Source organism: Pseudomonas sp. URMO17WK12:I9 (assembly GCF_900230165.1).
Lineage (GTDB): Bacteria > Pseudomonadota > Gammaproteobacteria > Pseudomonadales > Pseudomonadaceae > Aquipseudomonas > Aquipseudomonas fulva.
Window position 1 is genome coordinate 521,351 of record NZ_OCMQ01000002.1, and the last position, 23,065, is coordinate 544,415.

Here is a 23,065-nt window from a genome sequence, read left to right on the forward strand (position 1 = left end):
GCTGTCTGGCAGCCGACGTGTCGGCGACAGCGCACTCAGCGTTTGTCGAGTTTCTTGAGAAACACCGTCATTTCTTTCTCGGCCTGCTTGTCGCCATGGGCCTGCGCCGCCGCGATGCCATCTTCCCAGGCCTTGCGCGCCGCTGGCAGGTCCCCTAGTAACTGGTAGGCCTTGCCCAACAGCTTCCAGGCTGCCGAATAGGTGGGGTCCTGCTCGACACAGCGAGCCAGGTGCACGGCAGCCTGGGCACCATCGCCTTCGTCGAGCCACGCCTTGCCCAGGCCAAAGCGCAACAACGGGTTATCCACACCCTTGGCCAGCATCTTTTCCAACGATTGGCGCATGTCCCGCCTCCTAGAAGAAACTCAAGCCGACGTGGAACAGCTTCTCCACATCCCGAATGTGTTTCTTGTCCACAACGAACAGGATCACATGGTCACCTGATTCGATGACTGTCGTGTCGTGCGCGATCAGCACACTGTCGTGGCGAATGATGGCACCTATGGTCGTCCCCGGGGGCAGGGTAATGTCCTCGATCGCCTTGCCCACCACCTTGCTCGACTTCGCATCACCGTGGGCCACAGCCTCGATGGCTTCGGCTGCACCACGACGCAGCGAGTGCACGCTCACGATATCGCCACGGCGCACATGCGCCAGCAAGGTACCGATGGTGGCCAATTGCGGGCTGATGGCGATGTCGATTTCACCGCCCTGCACCAGGTCCACATAGGCCGGGTTGTTGATGATCGTCATGACCTTGCGCGCACCCAGGCGCTTGGCCAGCAGGGACGACATGATGTTGGCTTCGTCATCGTTGGTCAGGGCCAGGAAGATATCGGTGTCGGCGATGTTCTCTTCCAGCATCAGGTCTTTATCCGATGCGCTGCCCTGCAGCACCACGGTACTGTCCAGCGTATCGGACAGGTACCGGCAGCGTGCCGGGTTCATCTCGATGATCTTCACCTGGTAGCGGCTTTCGATGGCTTCGGCCAGGCGCTCGCCTATCTGCCCGCCGCCGGCGATGACGACACGCTTGTTGGTTTCATCGATACGGCGCAGCTCGCCCATGACCGCCCGGATGTCCTTCTTGGCGGCGATGAAGAACACCTCGTCATCGGCCTCGATCACCGTATCACCGCGCGGTGTGATCGAACGGTCACGGCGGAAGATCGCCGCCACCCGGGTTTCCACATTGGGCATGTGCGCGCGTATCTGGCGCAGCTGCTGGCCGACCAGCGGGCCGCCGTAATAGGCCTTCACGGCCACTAGCTGCGCCTTGCCCTGGGCGAAGTCGATCACCTGCAACGAACCGGGCTGTTCGATCAGGCGCTTGATGTAGTGGGTGACGACCTGCTCCGGGCTGATCAGCACATCGACCGGAATGTGGTCGTTGTCGAACAGCTCTTCACGGGTCAGGTAGGCCGACTCGCGCACCCGGGCGATCTTGGTCGGTGTGTGAAACAGCGAGTAGGCCACCTGGCACGCGACCATGTTGGTCTCGTCGCTGTTGGTCACGGCAACCAGCATGTCGGCGTCCTCGGCGCCGGCCTGACGCAACACCGTCGGCAGCGACCCGCGCCCCTGCACGGTGCGGATATCCAGGCGATCACCCAGGTCGCGCAGGCGGTCGCCATCGGTGTCGACCACGGTGATGTCGTTGGCCTCGCTGGCCAGGTGCTCTGCAAGCGTCCCGCCCACCTGGCCGGCGCCCAGGATGATGATCTTCATCCGCTACTCTCCAGTGTGCTCAACCGCGCGAGGCGGCAATCTTGATCAGCTTGGCATAGTAGAAACCGTCGTGGCCGCCTTCCTGAGCCAACAACTGGCGTCCATGCGCCTGGCGCAGGCCCGCTTCGGTGGCCAGGTCCAGCTCGCGTGCGCCTGGCGTGCGTGCCAGGAACGCGCCGATGACCTTGGTATTCTCGGTCGGCAGGCTGGAGCAGGTGGCGTACAGGAGCATGCCGCCCACCTCCAATGTCGGCCACAGGGCATCGAGCAACTCGCCTTGCAAGGCCGCCAGCGGCGCGATGTCTTCGGCCTGGCGGGTGAGCTTGATGTCTGGATGACGACGGATGACGCCAGTCGCCGAGCAAGGCGCGTCCAGCAGGATGCGCTGGAACGGTTTGCCGTCCCACCAGCTGGCCGTGTCGCGGGCATCGCAGGCGATCAGCTCGGCGTCGAGCTTCAGGCGGTCGAGGTTTTCCCGCACGCGTACCAGGCGCTTGGCTTCAAGGTCGATGGCCACCACGTGAGAGAGCCCGGCTTGGGCTTCAAGCACATGGCAGGTCTTGCCCCCAGGGGCGCAGCATGCGTCGAGCACGCGTTGACCGGGCGCCAGGTCCAGCAGGTCGGCGGCCAGTTGCGCGGCTTCGTCCTGGACACTGATCCAGCCCTCGGCAAAGCCTGGCAGACCGCGTACGTCCCGCGGTTCGGCCAGCACGATACCGTCACGGCTGTACGCGCAGGCCTGGGCCTGGACGCCTGCATCGGCGAGCAGCTTCAGATAGCCGTCGCGGCTGTGGTGGCGGCGGTTGACGCGCAGGATCATCGGCGGGTGCGCATTGTTGGCGGCGCAGATGGCTTCCCACTGATCCGGCCAGAAGGCCTTGAGCGCCTTCTGCAGCCAGCGTGGGTGCGCCGTGCGCACCACAGGGTCGCGCTCCATGTCGGCCAGCATCGCTTCGCCGTCGCGCTGAGCACGGCGCAGCACGGCGTTCAGCAGCCCCTTGGCCCAGGGTTTTTTCAGCTTGTCGGCGCAGCCTACGGTTTCACCAATGGCGGCGTGAGCCGGGATGCGTGTATAGAACAACTGGTACAAGCCAATCAGCAACAATGCCTGCACGTCGGCATCGGCGGCCTTGAAGGGCTTTTGCAACAGCTGCGCTGCCAGCAGGTCCAGGCGCGGCTGCCAACGCGCGGTACCAAAGGCCAGGTCTTGGGTCAGCCCGCGGTCGCGGTCCTCGACCTTGTCCAGTTGCGCGGGCAGGGAGCTGTTCAGGGAGGCCTTGCCGCTGAGCACAGCGGCAAGGGCACGGGCGGCAGCCAGGCGTGGGTTCATTGGCCGAGCACCTTGCCTGGCGTGAATTTCTCTTTGCGGCTGTTGAACAGGTCAGCGAAGGCCAAGGCTTTACCGCCAGGCAACTGCAGGCGGGTCAGGCTGAGCGCCTGCTCGCCGCAAGCCACCACCAGGCCGTCTTTGCTGGCCGCCAGGATTTCACCGGGTGCGCCCTGCCCTGTGGCCAGGCACGCACCCAGCACCTTCACGGTTTCCCCGTCGAGCGTGCTGTGGCAAATCGGCCAGGGGTTGAATGCCCGGATCAGGCGCTCCAGCTGTTCAGCGGGCAGCGACCAGTCCAGACGCGCCTCGTCCTTGTTCAGCTTGTGCGCATAGGTGGCCAGGGCATCGTCCTGTACCTCGCCGTGCAAGGTGCCATCGGCCAGCCCGGCGATGGCCTGGATGACGGCCGGCGGTCCCATTTGCGCCAGGCGATCGTGCAGGCTGCCGCCGGTATCAATGGCGTTGATCGGGGTGACGACCTTGAGCAGCATGGGGCCGGTGTCCAGGCCCGCTTCCATGCGCATGACGGTTACGCCGCTTTCGGCATCGCCCGCCTGCACGGCCCGCTGAATCGGGGCCGCCCCGCGCCAGCGTGGCAGCAGGGACGCATGGCTGTTGATGCAGCCAAGGCGCGGGATGTCGAGCACCGCCTGGGGCAGGATCAGGCCGTAGGCAACCACGACCATCAGGTCGGGTTCCAATGCTGCTAATTGTGCCTGGGCCTCGGCATTGCGCAGGCTCGGCGGCTGCATCACCGGGATGTCATGGGTTACGGCCAGCGCCTTGACGGCGCTGGGCATCAGCTTTTGACCGCGGCCTGCCGGGCGATCGGGCTGCGTGTAGACGGCCACGACTTCGTAAGGGCTGTCGAGCAGGGCCTTGAGGTGTTCGGCGGCAAACTCGGGAGTGCCTGCAAAGACGATGCGCATGGTGTTCTCGCTGCAAAAAGAAAAAGGCTTGCCGGAGCAAGCCTTCTGGGAGGTGGGAATCAGGCTTGCTGGCGGTGCTGTTTTTCCAGCTTCTTCTTGATTCGATCCCGCTTGAGCTGCGACAGGTAGTCGACGAACAGCTTGCCATTGAGGTGATCGAATTCGTGCTGCACGCACACCGCCAGCAGGCCTTCGCATTCCAGCTCGAACGGTGTGCCGTCGCGATCCTGGGCCTTGACCCTGACACGCAGGGGCCGGTCTACGTTCTCGTAGAAGCCCGGCACCGACAGGCAGCCTTCCTGGTACTGGCCCATGTCATCGGTCAGTTCCTCGACCGACGGGTTGATGAAGACGCGTGGCTCGCTGCGGTCTTCGCTGAGGTCCATCACCACGACTTGCTGGTGCACGTTGACCTGGGTCGCAGCCAGGCCGATGCCAGGGGCTTCGTACATGGTTTCAAACATGTCGTCGATCAGCTGGCGCAGGGCGTCGTCGAACGCCGTCACCGGTTTGGCGATGGTGCGCAGGCGCGGGTCCGGGAATTCGAGAATGTTCAAAATGGCCATAAGGTCAGGCAGTCACTGTGCGTTTGGTTGAAAACTGAACACACATAATAAAGGGAAACGCGGACTTCGGCACCTGGCAAGCTCGTCTAGGGTGACTATTGGCGTGATAGCCCCCAGCCAATGGACAGCTTTTCAAAGTGTTACTCACAGAGTTATCCACAGGCTGCGCAGCCTGAATCAACCGTTTTGCATCAAGGATGATTGCCGATGTCTGATTGCTCCTTATCCACTTGCCCACCTGCGGAACTGGAGGCGCGCTTGCGCCTGCATTGCCTTCCCGAGACCGGCTTGCGACGCTTTTCTACGCTGATCGAGGCCTTCGGAAGTGCCTCATCGGCGCTCAGTGCCCCCGGCTCGGCCTGGCGCGCACTGGGCATTCCCCATGCCAGTATCGATGCAAGGCGCAGCCCTGAAGTGCGGGATGCGGCCAGTGCCGCAATGCGCTGGCTAGAGCGTCCGGGCCAGCAATTGCTGATGTGGGACAGCCCAGACTACCCCCCGCTGCTCGCCGAAATCGACGACGCCCCGCCGCTGCTGTTCGTGACGGGGAACGCATCGCTGCTCAGCCGCCCGCAGTTGGCGATCGTGGGCAGCCGCCGCGCGACGCCGCCGGCGGTGGACACGGCTGGAGCGTTTGCCAGGTACCTTGCCCAGGCAGGCTTCGTCGTCACCAGCGGCCTGGCAGTAGGCATTGATGGCGCCGCTCACCGCGCCGCGCTGCAGGCTGGAGGGGCCACGATAGGCGTACTGGGCACAGGGCTCGAAAAACTTTATCCACAGCGGCACAAGCAGTTGGCCGAGGCGATGATCGACAACGGCAGTGCACTGGTGTCGGAGTACCCGCTCAACGCCGGGCCGCTGCCGGCTAACTTCCCCCGGCGCAACCGCATCATCAGCGGTCTTTCGTTGGGTGTGCTGGTGGTCGAGGCCAGCTTGGCCAGTGGCTCGCTGATCACGGCGCGGCTCGCCGCCGAGCAGGGCCGGGAGGTCTATGCCATTCCAGGCTCCATTCACCATCCCGGCGCCAAGGGTTGTCACCAGCTGATCCGCGACGGCGCACTGCTCGTCGAAAGCGTCGGGCAGATACTCGAAACCCTGCAAGGCTGGCAGAACCTGCCCCCGGCCCGTGCGGACACGTTCGATCACCCGCTGCTGGCGCTATTGCACGCTGCACCGCAGACCACCGAAAGCCTGGCCCATTGCAGTGAGCAGCCGCTGGCAGAGGTGCTGGCGCAGCTCACCGAACTGGAGCTCGATGGCCGGGTCAGCAATCAAGCGGGGCGTTGGTTTGCCCGCTCGGGCTGAGTAAACTGCGCCCAGGCAACATTCCCAGTGGAGAAACATCAATGGTGAGCAGTTTTCGTGTGCAACAAGCCGCACGTGAGATCCGGGCAGGCGCAGTGATCGCCTACCCGACGGAGGCGGTCTGGGGCCTGGGCTGCGACCCATGGAACGAGGATGCGGTCTATCGGCTGCTGGCACTGAAGTCGCGGCCTGTGGATAAAGGGTTGATCCTGGTCGCCGACAACATCCGCCAGTTCGACTTCCTGTTCGAAGACTTCCCCGAAGACTGGATCGACCGAATGGCCAGCACCTGGCCTGGGCCCAACACCTGGCTGGTGCCGCATCAGGATCTACTGCCTGAATGGGTGACCGGGCAGCACGACACCGTAGCGCTTCGCGTCAGCGACCATCCGGTGGTACGCGAGCTGTGCGCCTTGGTCGGGCCGCTGATCTCCACGTCGTGCAACCCTGGCGGGCGCCCTGCGGCGAAGACCCGGCTGCGGGTGGAGCAGTACTTCCATGGGCAACTGGATCTGGTACTGGGCGGGGCATTGGGTGGGCGGAAGAACCCGAGCCTGATTCGCAATCTGGCTACCGGCGAGGTAGTACGGCCGGGTTGATGCACTTGCTGACCAGGCTTGGGCCGAGTGCCTGAGCCATCCCCACATAACCCCTTGGTTTTTTCTGATTTTTGCCAAGGCGGTTGTTTGATATTCGGTTTGGGAAATATCCTACGAGCCGCGTCCCCTGCCATCACCTTCTCAGTAGGAACCTCTCCCCATAGGCTTCAGCTGTCGCCAAATACCTTGGTGATCGGGTGTGGTAGCCCGGATGCATTCTTTCTATGACAGTCTATGGCGACTGTGCGTGGGAGGCTTTCGAGCCTGCCTGGATTGGAAAATGCCCGGGTCTACCACCCCGCGTACAGTCGCCACCTATTCGCGTGGTAGTGGTACGTGGCGGCGTTAGGAGCATTTTCCAATGAAAAAAATAGTCCCTGATCCACCCCTTCCTTCAACTTCCACCCACCCATTCGGCCGCTGCGACGCAGGTCACCGGCCGCTGTTTGCGGTTAACCCAGACATCTCCGCTGAAGACGCCCTGGTGCATGTCGCCCTGTATCTGCGCTGTGCGTACGAAGCCGGCTACAAGGCCCTGGACCATATGCGCGAAGAAGGTCGTGGCCTGTTCTGGTCCAATCTGCATGCCGTTGAAATGGCAGAAGGTGTGGTCGAGGCCATCTTGAATGGCATCGAGTCGAATCCGCCGTCGCAGAAGAAGGTGTGAGGGCTGACAGGTGTCCGCCTTTAGTTTTTAGCGCCTGTGAGATCGAGCGCCGCCCGCGCGGCGCTTCGCGGGACAAGCCCGCTCCCACATTTGTTGCAACGTGCCGAACCTGTCAGGCCATGGTTGCCCGCCTTGATGTATAGCTTGAGGCAGGCGGCGGCATCAATGCCCGCCTTGAAATCCAGTCATGCCAGCAAGGCTGACAACCATGGACTTACAGGCGTGGTCGCGTTGCAACGGATGTAGGAGCGGGCTTGTCCCGCGAAGCGCCGCGTGGGCGGCGCTCGATCTACAAAAACCAAGGCAAGCACCTGGTCGCCATAACGCGACCTTCTGCCAATCAAGGCAACAAAATAGTAGACCCCACGGTCCGCCGCGCCGACAGCTCGCTCTGGGCCTTGGCCGCTTCGCTGAGCGGGTAGCGTTGCTGGATATCCACCGTCAGTTGGCCGCTGGCAATCATGGCAAAGAGGTCATCGGCCATGGCCTGGGTGTTCTCGGCGTTGTTGGCGTAAGTCGCCAGGGTCGGCCGAGTGACGTACAGCGAGCCCTTCTGCGCCAGAATCCCCAGGTTCACCCCACTCACCGCGCCCGAGGCATTGCCGAAGCTTACCATCAACCCCCGCGGTTGCAGGCAATCGAGCGACGTCAGCCAGGTGTCGGCGCCCACGCCGTCATACACGACTGGGCATTTCTTGCCGTCGGTCAGCTCCAGCACCCGTTTGGCGACATCCTCGTGGCTGTAGTCGATGGTGGCCCAGGCGCCCAAGGCCTTGGCCCGCTCGGCCTTTCCGGCAGAGCTCACGGTGCCGATGAGCTTGGCGCCCAGCGCTTTTGCCCACTGGCAGGCCAGCGAACCAACGCCGCCTGCGGCCGCATGGAACAGGATCACATCGCCAGGCTGCACAGCGTAGGTCTGCTTGAGCAGGTACTGCACGGTCATGCCCTTGAGCATGACGGCGGCAGCCTGCTCGAAGCTGATGGCCTCTGGCAATTTGACCAGGTTGGCCTCAGGCAGCGTGTGCACCTCGCCATAGGCGCCCAATGGGCCCCCGCCATACGCCACACGGTCGCCGACCTTCAACCGTGACACGCCCTGGCCCACGGCCTCGACCACCCCTGCGCCTTCGGTGCCCAGGCCCGAAGGCAGGGACGGCGGCGCGTACAACCCGCTGCGGAAATAGGTATCGATGAAGTTCAAGCCCACAGCATGGTTGCGCACGCGCACGTGCTGAGGCCCAAGGTCGGCGGGTTCGAAGTCCACCCACTGCAGCACTTCGGGGCCGCCGTGCTGGCTGAACTGGATACGCTTGGCCATCTCGTACTCCTGGATTGGGGATCGGGAAAGGGGCTTCTATCGGACGCCTTTGCTTGACTGCCGTCAACTGCGGGGCGCTGGCAGGCGGTGTTATGCTACGCGCCACTTGTTTCCTGCCCGCTCCTGGTGACCCGATGATTAGCCGCACCGAGGCTGTGAAAGCCTATCTGCTCGATTTGCAAGACCGCATCTGCTCAGCCCTGGAACGCGAAGACGGCGGCGCCCGCTTCGTCGAGGACGCCTGGGTGCGCGAAGCCGGTGGCGGGGGCCGTACGCGGGTGATCGGCGAAGGCACCGTCATCGAAAAAGGCGGGGTGAACTTCTCCCATGTGTTCGGCACCGGGTTGCCGCCTTCGGCCAGCGCCCATCGGCCGGAGTTGGCTGGGCGCGGTTTCCAGGCGCTCGGGGTGTCGCTGGTGATCCACCCGCACAACCCGCACGTGCCTACTTCCCACGCCAACGTTCGGTTTTTCATCGCCGAAAAGGAAGGCGAAGAGCCTGTCTGGTGGTTCGGCGGTGGCTTCGATCTGACGCCGTATTACGGCGTGGAGGAAGACTGCGTGCACTGGCATCGAATCGCTGAACAGGCCTGCGCCCCCTTCGGCGCCGATGTGTACCCACGCTACAAGGCCTGGTGCGACCGGTATTTCCATCTCAAGCACCGGGGTGAGCCCCGTGGCATCGGCGGGCTGTTCTTCGATGACTTGAACGAATGGGACTTCGATACTTGCTTCGCCTTCATCCGTGCCATCGGCGACGCGTACATCGACGCGTACCTGCCCATCGTGCAGCGCCGAAAAGGGACGGCCTATACCCCACAGCAACGTGAATTCCAGGAGTTTCGCCGGGGCCGCTACGTCGAGTTCAACCTGGTCTATGACCGTGGCACGCTATTCGGGCTGCAGTCTGGTGGGCGCACCGAGTCCATCCTCATGTCGCTGCCACCGCAGGTACGCTGGGGCTACGACTGGAAACCCGCGCCAGGCAGCGAAGAGGCACGGCTGACCGAGTACTTCCTGCAAGACCGTGACTGGCTCGGCCAGTAAGCCTGTAACCATTCAAGGAGCCGTCATGGACCAGTACGTCGTTTTTGGCAACCCGATCGGCCACAGCAAGTCGCCGCTGATTCACCGCCTGTTCGCCGAACAGACCGGCCAGGAGCTGGAGTACGCCACGCTGCTGGCGCCGCTGGATGACTTCAGTGACTGCGCGCGCGGCTTCTTCAAGCAAGGCAGCGGTGGCAACGTTACCGTGCCATTCAAGGAAGAAGCCTATCGCCTGTGCGACAGCCTTACCCCGCGCGCACGTCGCGCAGGTGCGGTGAACACGCTCAGCAAGCTGGCCGACGGTACCTTGCAGGGTGACAACACCGACGGCGCGGGGCTGGTCCGTGACCTCACCGTCAATGCCGGTGTTGAACTGGCAGGTAAACGCATCCTTGTCCTAGGTGCCGGCGGCGCCGTGCGCGGGGTGCTGGAGCCGCTGCTGGCACACAACCCGCAGTCACTGGTGATCGCCAACCGCACGGTGGAGAAGGCCGAACGCCTGGCCGAGGCGTTCGATGAACTGGGGCCGGTGGTGGCCAGTGGGTTCGCCTGGTTGCAAGAGCCAGTGGACCTGATCATCAATGCAACCTCGGCCAGCCTGGCCGGTGAGCTGCCACCGATTGCCAGCAGCCTGATCGAACCCGGGCGCACGGTGTGCTACGACATGATGTATGGCAAGGCGCCAACGCCGTTCTGCCAGTGGGCCGCCCAACATGGCGCCGCCAAGGTGCTGGACGGCCTGGGGATGCTGGCCGAACAAGCAGCCGAAGCCTTTTATGTGTGGCGCGGCGTGCGGCCGGACACTGCACCGGTTCTCGCTGAACTGCGCCGCCAACTGGCGCGGGGCTGACCGCCAGTTGGGCTATTGAGCGGCGCTGGGTGTGGCTGCTCAGTCCTCGAACCGGATTGGGCAACGCGCCGGGCCTTCGAGCTTGTGCAGCTCTTCGATCACCTGTGGCCTGGCGCCGCGCAAGGTCAGGCTACCGCCTGTTCGCGCCAGCCGCCTCGCCTCGCGGTGCAGCATGTCCACCCCTGAATAGTCGATGAAGTTCACCTGCCGCGCATCCATGACCACCTGCGGGCCTTGGCAGCCTTGCAGGCGTACTTGCAGGTAATGCGCAGCACCGAAGAAGATCGACCCGCCTACACGCAAGATGTCCGCATCGCCTTCGCGGCTCTGGTGAATCCGCGGGCGCGAGGTGCGCTTGAGGTAGAAGAACAGGGAAACCAGCACACCGGCATAGATGGCCGTCTGTAATTCCAAGAGCAAGGTGGCCGCTGCCGTCAGCGCCATGACTGCGAACTCGGCACGGCTGACACGCAGCAATGCGCCAATGGCCTTGCGATCAATCAGCCCCCAGCAAATCAACAGGATGCTGCCTGCCATCGCCGGAATCGGCAGGTGCGCGATCAGGCCGGCACCGGCGACAGCGAACACCGCTACCCACAGCGCCGAGAACACGCCGGCCATGGGCGAGCGTGCGCCTGCGTCATAGTTCAGGCCCGATCGGGTGAACGAGCCCGATGAGAGGTAGCCGGAAAAGAACGCACCGACGATGTTGGAGAGCCCTTGGGCACGTATTTCCTGGTCGGCGTCAATCAGTTGCTCGGAGCGCGCAGACAACGAACGTGCGATGGACAAGCTGGTCACCAGCCCCAGCATGCCAACGGCCACGGCGCTGGGGAGCAGACGCAGTATCAGGTCCACGTCCAGCAGCGGCACGGCACTCAAGGGGGGCAGGCGCCCCTCGAACGCCGGTACACGCGGCACGTGCCCGAACACGCCGGGCAGCAGCCACGCCAGCAGGCTGACGGCCAACAGACTTATCAACAGGCTGGGCCAGCGGGGACGCCATAGTTTCAGCGCTATGCCCATTACCACGGTGAGCGCTCCCAGTATCAAGGACGGCACGTCCATCTCACCGGCATGGCTGGCCAGGTCTTGAGCTGTCTTCAAGGCGGTGGCCTGGCTGGGCAAGTCCAGCCCAAGCAGGTTGGGCAGCTGCCCCAGCGCGATGACCACGGCGGCCCCGAGGGTGAAGCCGATCACTACCGAATGCGAGACGAAATTGACCAAGGCCCCGAAACGCAAAAGCCCCAGCAGTAGCTGGAAGACACCGCCTAAAAAGGTCAGCAGCAGCACAAGGGTGATGTAGTCATCGCTGCCCGCGACCGCCAACGGGCTGACACTGGCGTACAGCACGATGGAAATGGCCGCCGTCGGCCCGCAGATCAGGTGCCAGGAGGATCCCCACAGGCAGGCGACCAGCACGGGGACGATGGCCGCGTACAGCCCATATGCTGCTGGCAGGCCGGCGATCAGGGCGTACGCGATGGATTGCGGCAGCGCAAGGATGGCGCCGCTCAAACCCACCAGCAGGTCCTGACGCAAACTGTGGCGCGTCTGGCGCGGCAGCCAGCCCAGAAAGGGCAGCAGACGTATGAGGCGATGCATAGTGCGATCAAAATCCCCCGAATGGGTCTGTTCTGGAGAAGCGATCTATTTCACGAATCAACCGCAGACAGACCCGCTCCCCATTAACGCGTTACAGCGTTCTTCTTACGGCCGCAACGGCGTCCGCACCCTCTTTGGTGGTCACGCCGGTCAGCCAACCATCCAGTGCTTCGGGATGTGCTCTCACCCAGGCCTTGGCGGCATCGTCGAAGCTGATCTTCTTATCCACAACCTCGGCCATGATGGTGTTTTCCATGTCCAGCGTGAAGCTCAAGTTGCTCAGCAACTTTGCCGCGTTCGGGCAGGCTTGTGGATAACCCTTGCGTGTCAGCGTGAACACGTCGCCTTTGCTGCCGAACCACTTCTCTCCACCGGTCAAGTAATGCATGTTCAGCTTCACGTTCATGGGGTGAGGCGTCCAGCCGAGGAAGGCGATGTACTGCTGTTTCTTGACCGCTCGGTCCACCTGGGCCAGCATGGCCTGCTCACTGGACTCCACCAGCTTCCATTTGCCCAGGCCGAAGGCATCATCCTTGATGATCGCTTGTAGCGAGAGGTTGGCCGGCGCGCCTGAGCCAATGCCGTAGAGCTTCCTGCCAAACTGATCGGCGTGTTTGTTCAGGTCTGCGAAATCGCGTACCCCGCCATTCCACACGTAGTCCGGCACCGCCAGGGTGAATTCGGTTCCTTGCAGATTGCGCGAGAGCTGCTGCACATCCCCGTTGGCGACGAATTTGTCATGGAAGCCTTGGTGCGCAGGCATCCAGCTTCCAAGAAAGGCATCGACCTGGCCGTCCTTGAGCCCGCCATAGATGATCGGCACCGCCAGGCTGTCCACCTTGACCTGGTACCCCAGGGGTTCAAGCAGCAGGCGGGCCACTGCGTTGGTGGTGGCGATGTCACTCCACCCAGGGTCGGCCAGCTTGACGGTTGAGCACTGCGCGTTGTCATCGGCGGCCTGGGCGCTCAGTGTGCCCAGGCTGACGGCTAGCGCGAACAAGGTAGCAGCGAACGTATGCATGGCGGGCTCTCTTTTCAATCCAGTGGGGCGGGCTGTGGATAACGTGCCTTGCGCTCAAGGTCATCAAGATCGATGTGGTTGCGCATGTACTGCTGACTGGCGTCCACCCAAGGTTGGTGGTCCCAGCTGCTCAACTTGCCAATGGCCAGTGCCTGGGCCACCAGACGGCGACGTCGCTGGCTGGCCAGCACTTGCTGGCGCAGGCCGGGTATGTCCCAGCGCTGGCGCGCCTCGGTGACGAACGCCTGCATCAATGCCTGATGATCCGGGCTGGTAGCCAGATTCTCCCGCTCGTACGGGTCGCGGCTCAGGTCATAGAGTAGACAGGGGTCGTCCTCGCTGTACACGAACTTGTAGGAACCACGGCGAATCATCATGAGCGGGCCGACGGTACCCTCGGCCATGTATTCACCAATGACCTCGTCGTGACCGCCCTGCCCTTGCAAATGACCAAGCAGAGAGCGGCCATCCAGGTGAAGGGATTTATCCACAGCCCCACCTGCCAACTCGACCAGGGTGGGCAGCAAGTCGCAGGTCGAGACGGACGCACTCACGCGTCCGGGCGCGAAGCGCTGCGGGGCATGGATCAGTAGCGGTACACGGGCTGACATCTCGAACCAGTGCATCTTGTACCAGAGGCCACGCTCACCCAGCATGTCGCCATGGTCGCCCGAGAACACGATCAAAGTATCGTCGGCGAGGTTGCATTCCTCGAGGGTTTGCAGCAATTGACCGATATTGTCGTCGATATAGCTGCATGCGCCGAAGTAGGCCCGCCGAGCATCGCGGATTTTGTCCACAGGAAGCGGTTTGTTCCAAAGGTCGTAGACCTTGAGCAATCGCTGGGAGTGGGGATCGAGTGACGCCTGGCTATCGGTGTGCCTGGGCAACGGAATATCCACACCTTCGTAGCGATCCCAGTAGCGTTTGGGAATGGTGTAAGGGTCGTGGGGGTGGGTCATGGACACTGTCAGACAGAACGGACGGCCGTCGTTTTCACGGACATGGTCATACAAATACTGACGCGCCTTGAACACCACTTCCTCGTCGAAATCCAGCTGGTTCGTACGCACGCATGGCCCTGCCTGCAGCACCGAGGACATGTTGTGGTACCAGCTTGGTCGCACGTCAGGCTCATCCCAGTTCACGGCCCAGCCGTAGTCGGCCGGGTAGATATCACTGGTCAGGCGTTCCTCGTAGCCGTGCAATTGATCAGGCCCACAGAAGTGCATCTTGCCTGACAGTGCCGTTCGGTAACCCAGGCGGCGCAGATAATGGGCGTAGGTGGGGATATCGGCGGGGAAATCTGCTGCATTGTCATAGGCCCCAATGCGGCTGGGGAGCTGACCGCTGACGAGGGTGAAGCGCGAGGGCGCGCACAGCGGGCTGTTGCAGTAAGCCGAATCGAACACCACGGCCTGAGCGGCCAGGCGAGTGAGGTGAGGCATTTGAAGGGGTGAGTCAGCGTAGATGGGCAGCAGCGGCGCTGCCATCTGGTCGGCCATGATGAACAGGATATTAGGGCGTTTCATGCAAGCTTCCATCGTTGAAGGTTATGCGGAATGCTTGCCTACCACGATGAGGCGGTGCATAACGGGGGTAAAGCCCCTGTCGGGCAATGTGTGGGATTAGCCAGGCTTATGTTCGAGCACCTTGCGGGATTGTCGTTGGATACGTTGCGCGTGTTCGAGGCCGCCGCGCGCTTGCGCAGCTTTACGGCAGCTGCCTTGGAGCTGGGCACCACGCAGCCGGCGATCAGTCAGCAGATAAAACGCCTGGAGGCGCAGCTGGGCACGCGGCTGTTCGACCGTATCTACCGGGGCATCGAGCTGACCGAAGCGGGCCAGGTGTTGTTGGAATATGTCGGCCAGGGGCTGCACACCATGGACGATGGCGTGGCCCGCGCAAGCGGGCGCACACAGCGTGAAGTCCTACAGGTGGCAACGGATTTTGCGTTCGCTGCGTTCTGGTTGATGCCCCGACTGCAGCGCTTTCATGAAGCGTATCCTCAGGTCGATGTGAGCCTGGTGACAGGTGAGCGAAGCCAAGGCATGTTGCGCCCGGATATCGACGTGGCGGTGCTGTTCGGCGATGGGCGTTTTCATCAAGGCGAGAGCCGTTGGCTGTTCGACGAGGAAGTTTTCCCGGTATGCAGCCCTCGTCTGATCCATGGCAAATCCTTGTCTGCTGCGGCCTTGCAGCGTTTGCCGCTGCTGCATCTCAAGGGTGAACAGGCCAGCCGGTGGTTCGACTGGGCAGGTGTATTTCGCGGCTTAGGGGTGACCAGCGCACCGCCTGCGGGGCAGCTACGGTTCGACAACTACACGTTGTTGATCCAGGCTGCCATCGCGGGCCAGGGCATGGCGATTGGCTGGCGGCATCTGGTGGATGGGCTGGTCGATCAAGGGTTGTTGTGTCGACCGTTGGAGGGCAGCTTACGGTCGGCGCGTGGCTATTACGCCGTACTGCCGCCGCGCAAGCGTCGCGGGGCGTTGATCGGACGCTTCGTGGATTGGCTTGAGCACGAGCGTAGCCTCTGAGATGCTGGGCCCGCTTGTTGCATGTTGTCAGAATCGACGCACATCAGGAGTAGCTGTGCAGAGAATCAAGGGTTATCACGCCCACGTGTACTACGATGCCTCGACCCAGGAGCAGGCGCGAGCCTTGTGCGAGGAGGCAGCGGCGCTGTTCCCGGTCGTCATGGGGCGTATGCACACCAGGGCGGTAGGGCCGCATCCCGACTGGAGCTGCCAGCTGGCGTTCGAGCCGGAGCTCATTGGCGTGGTGCTGCCCTGGTTGGCGCTGCACCGCAAGGGGCTGGTGGTGTTTCTGCACCCGCTGACCGGGGATGAGCTGGCAGACCACCGCGATCATGCGATCTGGATGGGAGCGTTGCGGCCTCTGGACTTGTCGGGCTTTGGCGAAGGGCGTTGATTGGGCGATCCCAATCTCAGGAACGTTCTTGCCGGGGCGCCGGACTGGCGCCGATGAGTCGCGGAGCGTGTCCGGAAACCTCTGTGGAAAGTTGAAATCCTGGGACTGCAAAGCAGTCCCAGGATAGCTTCGGGCACCGAGCAACCCTTGAAGCGACAACCATCGGTTAGCGCCGAGCGCCACGCACCCCTTCTGCCAACGCCGAGCACAGGCTCAACACATCGTCTACCGCCTGACCGGGGTTCTGCGCGTGGGCAATCTTGTCGACCAGGGCCGAGCCTACCACCACACCGTCGGCAAGGCGGGCGATATTGGCCGCCTGCTCGGGGGTGCGAATGCCGAACCCTACACTGATCGGCAAATCCGTATGGCGACGCAAGCGTGCAATGGCTTCGGTCACATGTTCGGTAGTCGCCGAGCCTGCACCGGTCACACCGGCCACCGACACGTAGTAGACGAAGCCGGAGCTACGCTGCAGCACGCGGGGCAGGCGCGCGTCGTCGGTGGTCGGGGTCGTCAGGCGAATGAAGTCGATACCCGCAGCCTGGGCCGGGCTGGCCAGTTCGTCGTCATGCTCAGGTGGCAGGTCGACGATGATCAGGCCATCGACACCGGCTTCGTTGGCCTGGGCCACGAACGCTTCCACGCCAAAGCGGTGGATCGGGTTGTAGTAACCCATCAGCACGATCGGCGTGGTCTGGTCATCCACTCGGAATTCGCGGACCATCTGGAGCGTCTTGGCCAAGGTCTGGCCAGCCTCAAGCGCGCGCAGGGTGGCCAGTTGGATGGCCACGCCGTCGGCCATGGGGTCGGTGAATGGCATGCCCAGTTCGATCACATCGGCACCTGCCGCTGGCAGGCCCTTGAGAATCTGGAGCGAGGCGTCATAGCCTGGATCACCTGCGGTGACGAAGGTGACCAGTGCTGCGCGGCCTTCGGTTTTCAGCTCGGCGAAACGTTGTTCAAGACGGCTCATGCCTGTTTCTCCTGGGCGGCCATGTGGTTCATGACGGTGTGCATATCCTTGTCTCCGCGCCCCGACAGGCAGATCACCATCAGGTGGTCCTTGGGCAAGGACGGAGCGCGCTTGATGGCTTCGGCCAGCGCGTGGGCGCTTTCCAGCGCTGGAATGATGCCTTCGAGCCGGCAGGATGCGTGGAAGGCATCCAGGGCCTCGTCATCGGTGATGCTGACGTATTCGACCCGCTTCACTTCGTGCAGGTAGGCGTGCTCGGGGCCGATGCCCGGATAGTCCAGGCCTGCAGAGATCGAATGGGCATCGGTGATCTGGCCGTCGGCATCCTGCAGCAAGTAGGTACGGTTGCCGTGCAGTACCCCAGGCACCCCGCCGTTCAGGCTGGCTGCGTGCTTGTCGGTCTGCACGCCGTGCCCGCCCGCCTCGACACCGATGATCTGAACGCTCGGCTCTTCGAGAAACTCGTGGAACAGGCCCATGGCATTGGACCCGCCACCCACGCATGCCACCAGGCTGTCCGGCAGGCGGCCTTCCTTTTCCTGCATCTGGGCGCGGGTTTCCTTGCCGATGATCGACTGGAAGTCCCGGACCATGGCTGGATAGGGGTGCGGGCCGGCCACGGTGCCGATCAGGTAGAAGGTGTCGTCGACATTGGTGACCCAGTCGCGCAGAGCCTCGTTCATGGCGTCTTTCAAGGTGCCGGTGCCAGCGGTGACCGGCACGATTTCAGCGCCCAGCAGTTTCATGCGGAACACGTTGGCCTGCTGCCGCTCGATGTCGGTAGCGCCCATGTAAATCACGCAAGGCAACCCGAAACGCGCCGCCACGGTGGCGGTCGCGACGCCATGCATGCCGGCACCGGTTTCAGCGATCAGGCGCTTCTTGCCCATGCGCTTGGCCAGCAATACCTGACCGATGCAATTGTTCACCTTGTGCGCGCCGGTGTGGTTGAGTTCCTCGCGCTTGAAGTAGATTTTGGCGCCACCGCAGTGCTCGGTCAGGCGCTCGGCGAAGTACAACGGGTTGGGACGGCCGATGTAGTCGCGTTGAAAATAAGCCAGCTCTTCGAGAAATGCAGGGTCTGCCTTGGCCGCTTCGTATTCACGGGCCAGGTCCAGTACCAGTGGCATCAGGGTTTCGGCCACGTAGCGGCCGCCGAACGAGCCGAACAGGCCATTGGCATCGGGGCCGGGGCGATATTGGGACTGGGTCATGAGACGCTCCAAGGCATAACGAATGAGTGATGGGCTTTACTGTAACCATGACCTGCCCCGATGAAAACCGATAAGATTGCTCTGACTTGTCAGGAAAACTCACACGTAATGGCCAGTGATCTCCCTCCTCTCAATGCGTTGCGCGCCTTCGAGGCAACTGCCCGGCTCAACAGCGTCAGCCAGGCAGCCGAGGCGCTGCACGTCACCCACGGCGCAGTTAGCCGGCAAATCAAAGCGCTCGAAGCGCACCTTGGCGTGGCCCTGTTCGCCAAGGATGGGCGAGGTGTCAAACTCACAGATGCAGGCGCCAGGTTGCGTGACGTCAGTGGTGAGGTCTTTGATCGGCTGCGTGGGGTATGCCGGGAGCTGACCCGCGAAGTGGAGCACGCCCCTTTCGTGCTTGGCTGTTCCGGAAGCTTGCTGGCGCGTTGGTTCATCCCGCGCCTGGGACGGCTGAATGCCGACTTGCCTGAGCTTCGCCTGCATCTTTCTGCCGGTGAGGGTGACCTGGACCCGCGTCGCCCTGGGCTGGATGCGTTGCTGGTCTATGCCGAACCGCCGTGGCCAGCGGACATGCAGGTTCATGTACTGGCGCAGGAACGTATCGGTCCAGTCGTCAGCCCGCACTTCGAGGGCGCTGGGCGACTGCGCAAAGCGGCTGTCAGCCAGCTATTGGAAGAATCCTTGCTGCACACCACCTCGCGCCCGCAAGCCTGGCCTACCTGGGCGTTGGCCAATGACCTCGATGCCCAGGCAGTAAAGTATGGGCAGTCGTTCGAGCACCTGTATTACTTGTTGGAAGCCGCAGTCGCAGGATTGGGGGTGGCCATCGCGCCGGAGCCACTGGTGGCCGATGACTTGCGTGCAGGGCGCCTGATCGCGCCATGGGGCTTTAGCGCAACGCCTGCAGCGTTGGCGCTGTGGGTGCCACGGCGCGCCGCGGATGGGCGCGCCGAGCAGCTGGCGCAGTGGTTACGCGCCGAGTTGGCTGGGCAGAGCGTTTAGTTGCGCTTGCACAGCAGGTAGGCAGCCAGCAGGCCCAGTGCGCCTACTGCCACGCCAGCGGTGGTGTAGGGGTGTTCCTGGGCATAGTCGCGAGTAGCGATGCTGGTCTTGACCGTGCGGTCTTTGACTTCTTCGTAAGCGTCGCTCAGTAGGCTGCGCGAGTGCTTCAGGGCCGTCTCGGCATTGCTGCGGATAGCCTTGAGGGACTTCTGGGATTCCTCGGAGGCGTCGTTCTTGAGGCTTTCCAGGCTCTTCAGGAGGCTCTCGATCTCGGCTTCCATGCTTTCCAGTGATGTTTTACGCAGCGAGTTGCGGGGCATGTTGACTCTCCTTCGCGTTATGGGCTCTAGAGAGTGCGACTATCAAGCGAAGCGAAAGTGCGATCGAACTTTCTGCCGCTGCGCCTGCTCGCAGGTAAACGAGCACTGCGCTGCTAGGCTCAACGTTATCGCCATCCAAGGAGTCAACACATGTCCGATCACCACACGTACAAAATGCTCGAACTGGTAGGTTCTTCCACCACCGGTATCGAAGATGCAATCCAGAATGCCCTGGCCGAAGCCTCCAAAAGCGTGCAGATGATGGAGTGGTTCGAAGTCGTCAGCACCCGCGGCCATATTCGCGACAACAAAGTCGAGCACTTCCAGGTGACCCTGAAGGTCGGCTTCCGTATCACCAACAGCTGATACAGGTCCGGGCTGGATGTGCCTGGCGCCATGGGGTAAGACTTAGACGAGGCGCCTGATGGGCGCCTTTTGCGATTTCATCTGCACAAGGGAAGCAAGTGATGAACAAAGTGGTTCTGGCGTTGGGCCTGATGACCCTGGCGGGCGGCGCGATGGCGGCCGGCAAGCCGTGCGAAGAGCTGAAAGCGGAAATCGCTGCCAAGCTCGATGCCAAGGGCGTGCAAAATTACACGCTGACGGTCGTGGACAAGGGTGATCCCGCTGGCAAGGTGGTGGGCAGTTGTGAAGGCGGTACCAAGGAAATCGTTTACAGCCGCAACTAAGGGCCACCGAACCCCGTGGGTTGACCACGGGGTTCGGGCATACGGCCGTTTGCTCGGCTACCGGCCACCCATCAAGAGGCCAGCCCAGCCCAGTTTCGCTCCACGGCGCGCCCTGCTCAACCGCTAGGCTGGCTGCAGTGCCTGAGCCAGCAACTCGTAGGAGCGTATCCGGTCTGCGTGCTCGTACAGGTCGCAGGTAAAGATCAGTTCATCGGCCCCTGTCTGCTCCAGCAACACGTCGACTTTGGTACGGACCTTGTCTGGGCTCCCGATCATCGCCAGCCCCATGAAGCTGCCCACTGCATCGCGCTCATGCGGCAACCACAAGCCATTCATGGTTTCTACCGGGGGCTTCTGCATCAGGCTCTGACCGCGAATTAGGGCCAGGATGCGTTGATAAACCGATGTGGCCAGGTACTCGGCTTTCTCATCGGTCTCGGCCACTACCATGGGGATGCCGAGCATGACGTAGGGCTTGTCCAGCGTGGTAGAGGGCTTGAAGTGGTTGCGGTAGACCCGAATGGCCTCGTGCATGTAGCGCGGCGCAAAATGCGATGCGAAGGCATAGGGCATACCACGCATGCCGGCCAGCTGGGCACTGAACAAGCTAGAGCCCAGCAACCAGATAGGCACTTCGGTGTCGTATCCCGGTACGGCAATCACCTTCTGATCATCGGTGCGTGGGCCCAGGTAGCGCGACAACTCTTCGACGTCATCCGGGAAATCATCCGCACTGCCGGCGCGGTCGCGGCGCAGTGCATGGGCGGTCATCTGGTCGGACCCTGGAGCGCGGCCCAGGCCCAAGTCGATACGGCCGGGGTAGAGGCTGGCCAGGGTGCCAAACTGCTCGGCCACAACGAGCGGCGCGTGGTTGGGCAGCATGACGCCCCCGGAACCTACCCTGATACGCGATGTACCGCCTGCGAGGTAACCGATCAGCACTGAGGTGGCCGAGCTGGCGATGCCGTCCATGTTGTGGTGCTCGGCTACCCAGAAACGGTTGTAACCGAAACGCTCGACCTGTTGCGCCAGGTCCAGCGAATTGCGCAGTGATTGCGCGGGCCCTTGGTCGGCGCGCACTGGCACCAGATCAAGGGTGGATATTTTCAGATTTCGCAACTGCGTCATGAAGCCTCCGCAATGATGGTTGGCCTGAGGCCTTTTGACTCTGTATGGGCGCAATCGTTGGATTCAATGTCCCCTGTCGGATTGAGCTGAACTCTCATCAGGCTACCAGCCTCTGAATAGATAGGTACTTAACCAATGACCGGGAGGCATCATGAAGAAGACAGCATCGGCAATCTGGGAAGGTGGTCTCAAGGACGGCAAGGGCCAGATCTCCACTGAAAGCGGCGCGCTCAAGAACAATCCTTATGGGTTCAACACCCGTTTCGAAGATACGCCGGGCACCAACCCGGAAGAACTGATCGGCGCCGCCCACGCTGGGTGCTTCTCGATGGCGCTGTCGATGATGCTGGGCGAAGCCAAGCTGACGCCCGAGCGTATCGACACAGCGGCAGAAGTCACCTTGGACAAGCAAAGCGATGGTTTTGCCATCACCGCAGTGCACTTGGTGCTCCGCGCCAAGGTACCAGGGGCGAGCGAAGAGCAGTTCCAGGAAATCGCCAATAAGGCCAAGCAAGGCTGCCCCGTGTCCAAGGTGCTCAACGCCGACATTACCCTGGATGCCAAGCTGGTAAGCTGATCGCTCCAGCCGTGGGCGGTTTGCGGTAATCTGAAAACCCGGCAGCCTCGCTGCCTTTACTGGAGCCGCCCATGATTCGCATCGCTACAACTTTACTGGTCTCCCTGATGACAACTTCGGCACTGGCAGCAATCAAGCCATGCGAGGAGTTGAAGGCAGAAATCGAGGCCAAGATCCAGGCCCAGGGCGTGCCGTCCTATACCCTTGAAATCGTGCCCAACAGCGAAGTGCAGGACCCTAATATGGTGGTCGGCAGCTGCGATGGCGGTGCCCGCAAGATCATTTATCAGAAGAATGATCAGTAAGCCTGCCAACAGCGGGTCATTAAGGAAACCTAAGGAATGCAGAAGACCCTGCTAGGTTCGTTGACGACCACGGTCCTGGCTGAGTCATACAGCAGCACCTGTGGCTCCATCACCGGCGCTCTTGCCTCAAGCCGATAACGCTCCCCTGCCTCGAAGTGATCGTAACGCACCGTCAGGTAGCACGTACGGTCCCTGGGGTCGGTAGAGAACCCGCCCGCGTAGATCTCATAGTCGAAACGTACGATCAGTTCGTGCTTGCCGGGCGTCACCTGAAAATAACGGCCATCGTCCAGGCGCTTGCCATCGAGGCGATCGGCCATGATGACCCTGCCGGGTGTCATGGTGTATAGGTCTACCCAGGCCTGTTTGGGATCTTTGGGCGGTAGGGGGCTGGCACAAGCTCCCAGTGCACTGAGGGCGATCAGCATCATGGGCTGGCGCATGGCAGGGTTTTCCACTTGCAGTGAATATGTGACAAGCATAGCGCTGTTTTGGATGCTTTACGTCCGTTGGCAGCCTGCCGGTTCGCCCTGGCTGACCAGTTTCTGTTGCTGATCATAGAGCTTGATCCAGGGACGGAAGCCGATGCTGCCAGCCTGCAGTTGGTAACGCTCGCCAGCATCGAAGCCCTTGAAGGCTACCTTGACCTGGCAATCACGCCATAGCGGGGCGTCGACGGGACCGATGTTGCTGGGCGCCACCGGGAATTGATAGCGCACGGTCAGCTCATGGTTGCCAGGCGGTACCTGGAAATAACGGTTGTCGTCCCAGTCGCGTGCGTCGACTTTCACCGCGTCCAGGGAGGTCTGCTGGCCTGGTTCAAGGTCGACCCACGCCTGAGAGGGGTCGGGGTCGGGCAATGTCGAACAGGCCGTTGTCAGCAGCAAGGAACCGGTAACCCACAATGCGCGCATGGCGAAACTCCCCTTCGGCACGATAATCTTTAGGCGAAT

General features: G+C 62.3%; 27 protein-coding genes. 12 read left to right on the forward strand and 15 right to left on the reverse strand.

The window, feature by feature from the left end:
- Positions 1-35: 35 nt before the first annotated feature.
- The 5 genes from CRP40_RS07070 to def are packed head-to-tail and all read right to left on the reverse strand — an operon-like array spanning position 36 to position 4,553.
- A complete protein-coding gene (locus CRP40_RS07070; protein WP_027913289.1) occupies positions 36-344 on the reverse strand; it encodes a tetratricopeptide repeat protein in 309 nt (102 codons plus the stop codon).
- A 10-nt stretch (positions 345-354) separates the two neighbouring features.
- Positions 355-1,728, reverse strand: coding sequence for a Trk system potassium transporter TrkA (trkA, locus tag CRP40_RS07075; RefSeq protein WP_027913288.1), 1,374 nt, complete (start codon positions 1,726-1,728; stop codon positions 355-357).
- Between the two features lie 19 nt (positions 1,729-1,747).
- Positions 1,748-3,058, reverse strand: coding sequence for a 16S rRNA (cytosine(967)-C(5))-methyltransferase RsmB (gene rsmB, locus CRP40_RS07080; RefSeq protein ID WP_027913287.1), 1,311 nt, complete (start codon positions 3,056-3,058; stop codon positions 1,748-1,750).
- On the reverse strand, positions 3,055-3,987 hold the full coding sequence (gene fmt, locus CRP40_RS07085; protein WP_027913286.1) for a methionyl-tRNA formyltransferase: 933 nt from the start codon (positions 3,985-3,987) through the stop codon (positions 3,055-3,057). Before fmt ends, rsmB begins: the two co-directional genes overlap by 4 nt.
- Positions 3,988-4,046: 59 nt before the next feature.
- Entirely contained in the window at positions 4,047-4,553 is a 507-nt protein-coding gene (gene def, locus CRP40_RS07090; RefSeq protein WP_023532616.1) for a peptide deformylase, read from the reverse strand.
- A 207-nt stretch (positions 4,554-4,760) separates the two neighbouring features.
- Between def and dprA the strand changes: the two genes are divergently transcribed.
- The 3 genes from dprA to CRP40_RS07105 all read left to right on the forward strand — a co-directional run bounded on the left by dprA (position 4,761) and on the right by CRP40_RS07105 (position 7,124).
- On the forward strand, positions 4,761-5,858 hold the full coding sequence (dprA, locus tag CRP40_RS07095) for a DNA-processing protein DprA (protein ID WP_027913285.1): 1,098 nt from the start codon (positions 4,761-4,763) through the stop codon (positions 5,856-5,858).
- A 41-nt stretch (positions 5,859-5,899) separates the two neighbouring features.
- Positions 5,900-6,457, forward strand: a complete 558-nt coding sequence (locus CRP40_RS07100) for an L-threonylcarbamoyladenylate synthase (protein WP_027913284.1) — start codon at positions 5,900-5,902, stop codon at positions 6,455-6,457.
- A gap of 361 nt (positions 6,458-6,818) precedes the next feature.
- Positions 6,819-7,124 (forward strand): DUF3077 domain-containing protein, encoded by a 306-nt coding sequence (locus CRP40_RS07105; protein WP_027913283.1) that lies wholly within the window; start codon positions 6,819-6,821, stop codon positions 7,122-7,124.
- A 340-nt stretch (positions 7,125-7,464) separates the two neighbouring features.
- Here the strand turns inward: CRP40_RS07105 and CRP40_RS07110 are convergent, their stop codons facing one another.
- Positions 7,465-8,442: an NADPH:quinone reductase gene (locus tag CRP40_RS07110; RefSeq protein ID WP_027913282.1), complete on the reverse strand. Its 978-nt coding sequence runs from the start codon at positions 8,440-8,442 to the stop codon at positions 7,465-7,467.
- Between the two features lie 134 nt (positions 8,443-8,576).
- Here CRP40_RS07110 and hemF point away from each other — a divergent pair, with 134 nt between their 5' ends.
- Positions 8,577-9,488 carry an oxygen-dependent coproporphyrinogen oxidase gene (hemF, locus tag CRP40_RS07115; RefSeq protein ID WP_023532527.1) on the forward strand — a complete coding sequence of 304 codons (912 nt, stop codon included), beginning with the start codon at positions 8,577-8,579 and terminating at the stop codon, positions 9,486-9,488.
- Positions 9,489-9,513: 25 nt separating this feature from the next.
- Positions 9,514-10,338, forward strand: a complete 825-nt coding sequence (aroE, locus tag CRP40_RS07120; protein WP_027913281.1) for a shikimate dehydrogenase — start codon at positions 9,514-9,516, stop codon at positions 10,336-10,338.
- A 39-nt stretch (positions 10,339-10,377) separates the two neighbouring features.
- Here the strand turns inward: aroE and CRP40_RS07125 are convergent, their stop codons facing one another.
- The 3 genes from CRP40_RS07125 to betC all read right to left on the reverse strand — a co-directional run bounded on the left by CRP40_RS07125 (position 10,378) and on the right by betC (position 14,496).
- Complete coding sequence (locus tag CRP40_RS07125; RefSeq protein WP_027913280.1) at positions 10,378-11,943, reverse strand: SulP family inorganic anion transporter; 1,566 nt, start codon at positions 11,941-11,943, stop codon at positions 10,378-10,380.
- Between the two features lie 91 nt (positions 11,944-12,034).
- On the reverse strand, positions 12,035-12,964 hold the full coding sequence (gene choX, locus CRP40_RS07130) for a choline ABC transporter substrate-binding protein (protein ID WP_027913279.1): 930 nt from the start codon (positions 12,962-12,964) through the stop codon (positions 12,035-12,037).
- A 14-nt stretch (positions 12,965-12,978) separates the two neighbouring features.
- Positions 12,979-14,496, reverse strand: coding sequence for a choline-sulfatase (gene betC / locus CRP40_RS07135; RefSeq protein ID WP_027913278.1), 1,518 nt, complete (start codon positions 14,494-14,496; stop codon positions 12,979-12,981).
- Between the two features lie 108 nt (positions 14,497-14,604).
- On the opposite strand from betC, the gene CRP40_RS07140 reads away from it, so the two are divergent.
- On the forward strand, positions 14,605-15,504 hold the full coding sequence (locus tag CRP40_RS07140; protein ID WP_027913277.1) for a LysR family transcriptional regulator: 900 nt from the start codon (positions 14,605-14,607) through the stop codon (positions 15,502-15,504).
- A gap of 55 nt (positions 15,505-15,559) precedes the next feature.
- On the forward strand, positions 15,560-15,898 hold the full coding sequence (locus CRP40_RS07145) for a DOPA 4,5-dioxygenase family protein (RefSeq protein WP_027913276.1): 339 nt from the start codon (positions 15,560-15,562) through the stop codon (positions 15,896-15,898).
- A gap of 166 nt (positions 15,899-16,064) precedes the next feature.
- Here the strand turns inward: CRP40_RS07145 and trpA are convergent, their stop codons facing one another.
- Together trpA and trpB are read right to left on the reverse strand one after the other, a co-directional pair.
- Complete coding sequence (trpA, locus tag CRP40_RS07150; RefSeq protein ID WP_027913275.1) at positions 16,065-16,874, reverse strand: tryptophan synthase subunit alpha; 810 nt, start codon at positions 16,872-16,874, stop codon at positions 16,065-16,067.
- The gene (trpB, locus tag CRP40_RS07155) at positions 16,871-18,088 is read right to left on the reverse strand and encodes a tryptophan synthase subunit beta (RefSeq protein ID WP_023532832.1); all 1,218 of its coding nucleotides are present in this window, start codon (positions 18,086-18,088) and stop codon (positions 16,871-16,873) included. Before trpB ends, trpA begins: the two co-directional genes overlap by 4 nt.
- 108 nt (positions 18,089-18,196) lie before the next feature.
- Between trpB and CRP40_RS07160 the strand changes: the two genes are divergently transcribed.
- Positions 18,197-19,093, forward strand: coding sequence for a LysR family transcriptional regulator (locus CRP40_RS07160; protein ID WP_027913274.1), 897 nt, complete (start codon positions 18,197-18,199; stop codon positions 19,091-19,093).
- On the opposite strand, the gene CRP40_RS07165 is transcribed toward CRP40_RS07160, so the two are convergent.
- On the reverse strand, positions 19,090-19,413 hold the full coding sequence (locus CRP40_RS07165) for a DUF883 family protein (protein WP_023532474.1): 324 nt from the start codon (positions 19,411-19,413) through the stop codon (positions 19,090-19,092). The two genes, CRP40_RS07160 and CRP40_RS07165, sit on opposite strands and share 4 nt — an antisense overlap.
- Before the next feature lie 150 nt (positions 19,414-19,563).
- Between CRP40_RS07165 and CRP40_RS07170 the strand changes: the two genes are divergently transcribed.
- Positions 19,564-19,779 (forward strand): dodecin, encoded by a 216-nt coding sequence (locus tag CRP40_RS07170; protein ID WP_023532741.1) that lies wholly within the window; start codon positions 19,564-19,566, stop codon positions 19,777-19,779.
- Positions 19,780-19,880: 101 nt separating this feature from the next.
- Positions 19,881-20,102: a DUF1161 domain-containing protein gene (locus CRP40_RS07175; RefSeq protein WP_023532365.1), complete on the forward strand. Its 222-nt coding sequence runs from the start codon at positions 19,881-19,883 to the stop codon at positions 20,100-20,102.
- A gap of 123 nt (positions 20,103-20,225) precedes the next feature.
- Here the strand turns inward: CRP40_RS07175 and CRP40_RS07180 are convergent, their stop codons facing one another.
- A complete protein-coding gene (locus tag CRP40_RS07180; RefSeq protein ID WP_027913273.1) occupies positions 20,226-21,230 on the reverse strand; it encodes an LLM class flavin-dependent oxidoreductase in 1,005 nt (334 codons plus the stop codon).
- Positions 21,231-21,381: 151 nt separating this feature from the next.
- Here CRP40_RS07180 and CRP40_RS07185 point away from each other — a divergent pair, with 151 nt between their 5' ends.
- Together CRP40_RS07185 and CRP40_RS07190 are read left to right on the forward strand one after the other, a co-directional pair.
- Positions 21,382-21,807, forward strand: coding sequence for an OsmC family protein (locus CRP40_RS07185; RefSeq protein WP_027913272.1), 426 nt, complete (start codon positions 21,382-21,384; stop codon positions 21,805-21,807).
- A gap of 71 nt (positions 21,808-21,878) precedes the next feature.
- Entirely contained in the window at positions 21,879-22,112 is a 234-nt protein-coding gene (locus CRP40_RS07190; RefSeq protein ID WP_027913271.1) for a DUF1161 domain-containing protein, read from the forward strand.
- A gap of 29 nt (positions 22,113-22,141) precedes the next feature.
- Here CRP40_RS07190 and CRP40_RS07195 read toward each other — a convergent pair whose 3' ends face one another.
- Positions 22,142-22,555, reverse strand: coding sequence for a hypothetical protein (locus CRP40_RS07195; RefSeq protein WP_023532343.1), 414 nt, complete (start codon positions 22,553-22,555; stop codon positions 22,142-22,144).
- A gap of 57 nt (positions 22,556-22,612) precedes the next feature.
- Positions 22,613-23,026, reverse strand: a complete 414-nt coding sequence (locus tag CRP40_RS07200) for a hypothetical protein (RefSeq protein ID WP_027913270.1) — start codon at positions 23,024-23,026, stop codon at positions 22,613-22,615.
- Positions 23,027-23,065: the final 39 nt, after the last annotated feature.

Coding starts and splice junctions, on each gene's coding strand:
- CRP40_RS07070 (WP_027913289.1), bottom strand. CDS start 344: ATGCGCCAATCGTTGGAAAAGATGCTGGCCAAGGGTGTGGATAACCCG.
- trkA (WP_027913288.1), bottom strand. CDS start 1,728: ATGAAGATCATCATCCTGGGCGCCGGCCAGGTGGGCGGGACGCTTGCA.
- rsmB (WP_027913287.1), bottom strand. CDS start 3,058: ATGAACCCACGCCTGGCTGCCGCCCGTGCCCTTGCCGCTGTGCTCAGC.
- fmt (WP_027913286.1), bottom strand. CDS start 3,987: ATGCGCATCGTCTTTGCAGGCACTCCCGAGTTTGCCGCCGAACACCTC.
- def (WP_023532616.1), bottom strand. CDS start 4,553: ATGGCCATTTTGAACATTCTCGAATTCCCGGACCCGCGCCTGCGCACC.
- dprA (WP_027913285.1), top strand. CDS start 4,761: ATGTCTGATTGCTCCTTATCCACTTGCCCACCTGCGGAACTGGAGGCG.
- CRP40_RS07100 (WP_027913284.1), top strand. CDS start 5,900: ATGGTGAGCAGTTTTCGTGTGCAACAAGCCGCACGTGAGATCCGGGCA.
- CRP40_RS07105 (WP_027913283.1), top strand. CDS start 6,819: ATGAAAAAAATAGTCCCTGATCCACCCCTTCCTTCAACTTCCACCCAC.
- CRP40_RS07110 (WP_027913282.1), bottom strand. CDS start 8,442: ATGGCCAAGCGTATCCAGTTCAGCCAGCACGGCGGCCCCGAAGTGCTG.
- hemF (WP_023532527.1), top strand. CDS start 8,577: ATGATTAGCCGCACCGAGGCTGTGAAAGCCTATCTGCTCGATTTGCAA.
- aroE (WP_027913281.1), top strand. CDS start 9,514: ATGGACCAGTACGTCGTTTTTGGCAACCCGATCGGCCACAGCAAGTCG.
- CRP40_RS07125 (WP_027913280.1), bottom strand. CDS start 11,943: ATGCATCGCCTCATACGTCTGCTGCCCTTTCTGGGCTGGCTGCCGCGC.
- choX (WP_027913279.1), bottom strand. CDS start 12,964: ATGCATACGTTCGCTGCTACCTTGTTCGCGCTAGCCGTCAGCCTGGGC.
- betC (WP_027913278.1), bottom strand. CDS start 14,496: ATGAAACGCCCTAATATCCTGTTCATCATGGCCGACCAGATGGCAGCG.
- CRP40_RS07140 (WP_027913277.1), top strand. CDS start 14,605: ATGTTCGAGCACCTTGCGGGATTGTCGTTGGATACGTTGCGCGTGTTC.
- trpA (WP_027913275.1), bottom strand. CDS start 16,874: ATGAGCCGTCTTGAACAACGTTTCGCCGAGCTGAAAACCGAAGGCCGC.
- trpB (WP_023532832.1), bottom strand. CDS start 18,088: ATGACCCAGTCCCAATATCGCCCCGGCCCCGATGCCAATGGCCTGTTC.
- CRP40_RS07160 (WP_027913274.1), top strand. CDS start 18,197: ATGGCCAGTGATCTCCCTCCTCTCAATGCGTTGCGCGCCTTCGAGGCA.
- CRP40_RS07165 (WP_023532474.1), bottom strand. CDS start 19,413: ATGCCCCGCAACTCGCTGCGTAAAACATCACTGGAAAGCATGGAAGCC.
- CRP40_RS07170 (WP_023532741.1), top strand. CDS start 19,564: ATGTCCGATCACCACACGTACAAAATGCTCGAACTGGTAGGTTCTTCC.
- CRP40_RS07175 (WP_023532365.1), top strand. CDS start 19,881: ATGAACAAAGTGGTTCTGGCGTTGGGCCTGATGACCCTGGCGGGCGGC.
- CRP40_RS07180 (WP_027913273.1), bottom strand. CDS start 21,230: ATGACGCAGTTGCGAAATCTGAAAATATCCACCCTTGATCTGGTGCCA.
- CRP40_RS07185 (WP_027913272.1), top strand. CDS start 21,382: ATGAAGAAGACAGCATCGGCAATCTGGGAAGGTGGTCTCAAGGACGGC.
- CRP40_RS07190 (WP_027913271.1), top strand. CDS start 21,879: ATGATTCGCATCGCTACAACTTTACTGGTCTCCCTGATGACAACTTCG.
- CRP40_RS07195 (WP_023532343.1), bottom strand. CDS start 22,555: ATGCGCCAGCCCATGATGCTGATCGCCCTCAGTGCACTGGGAGCTTGT.
- CRP40_RS07200 (WP_027913270.1), bottom strand. CDS start 23,026: ATGCGCGCATTGTGGGTTACCGGTTCCTTGCTGCTGACAACGGCCTGT.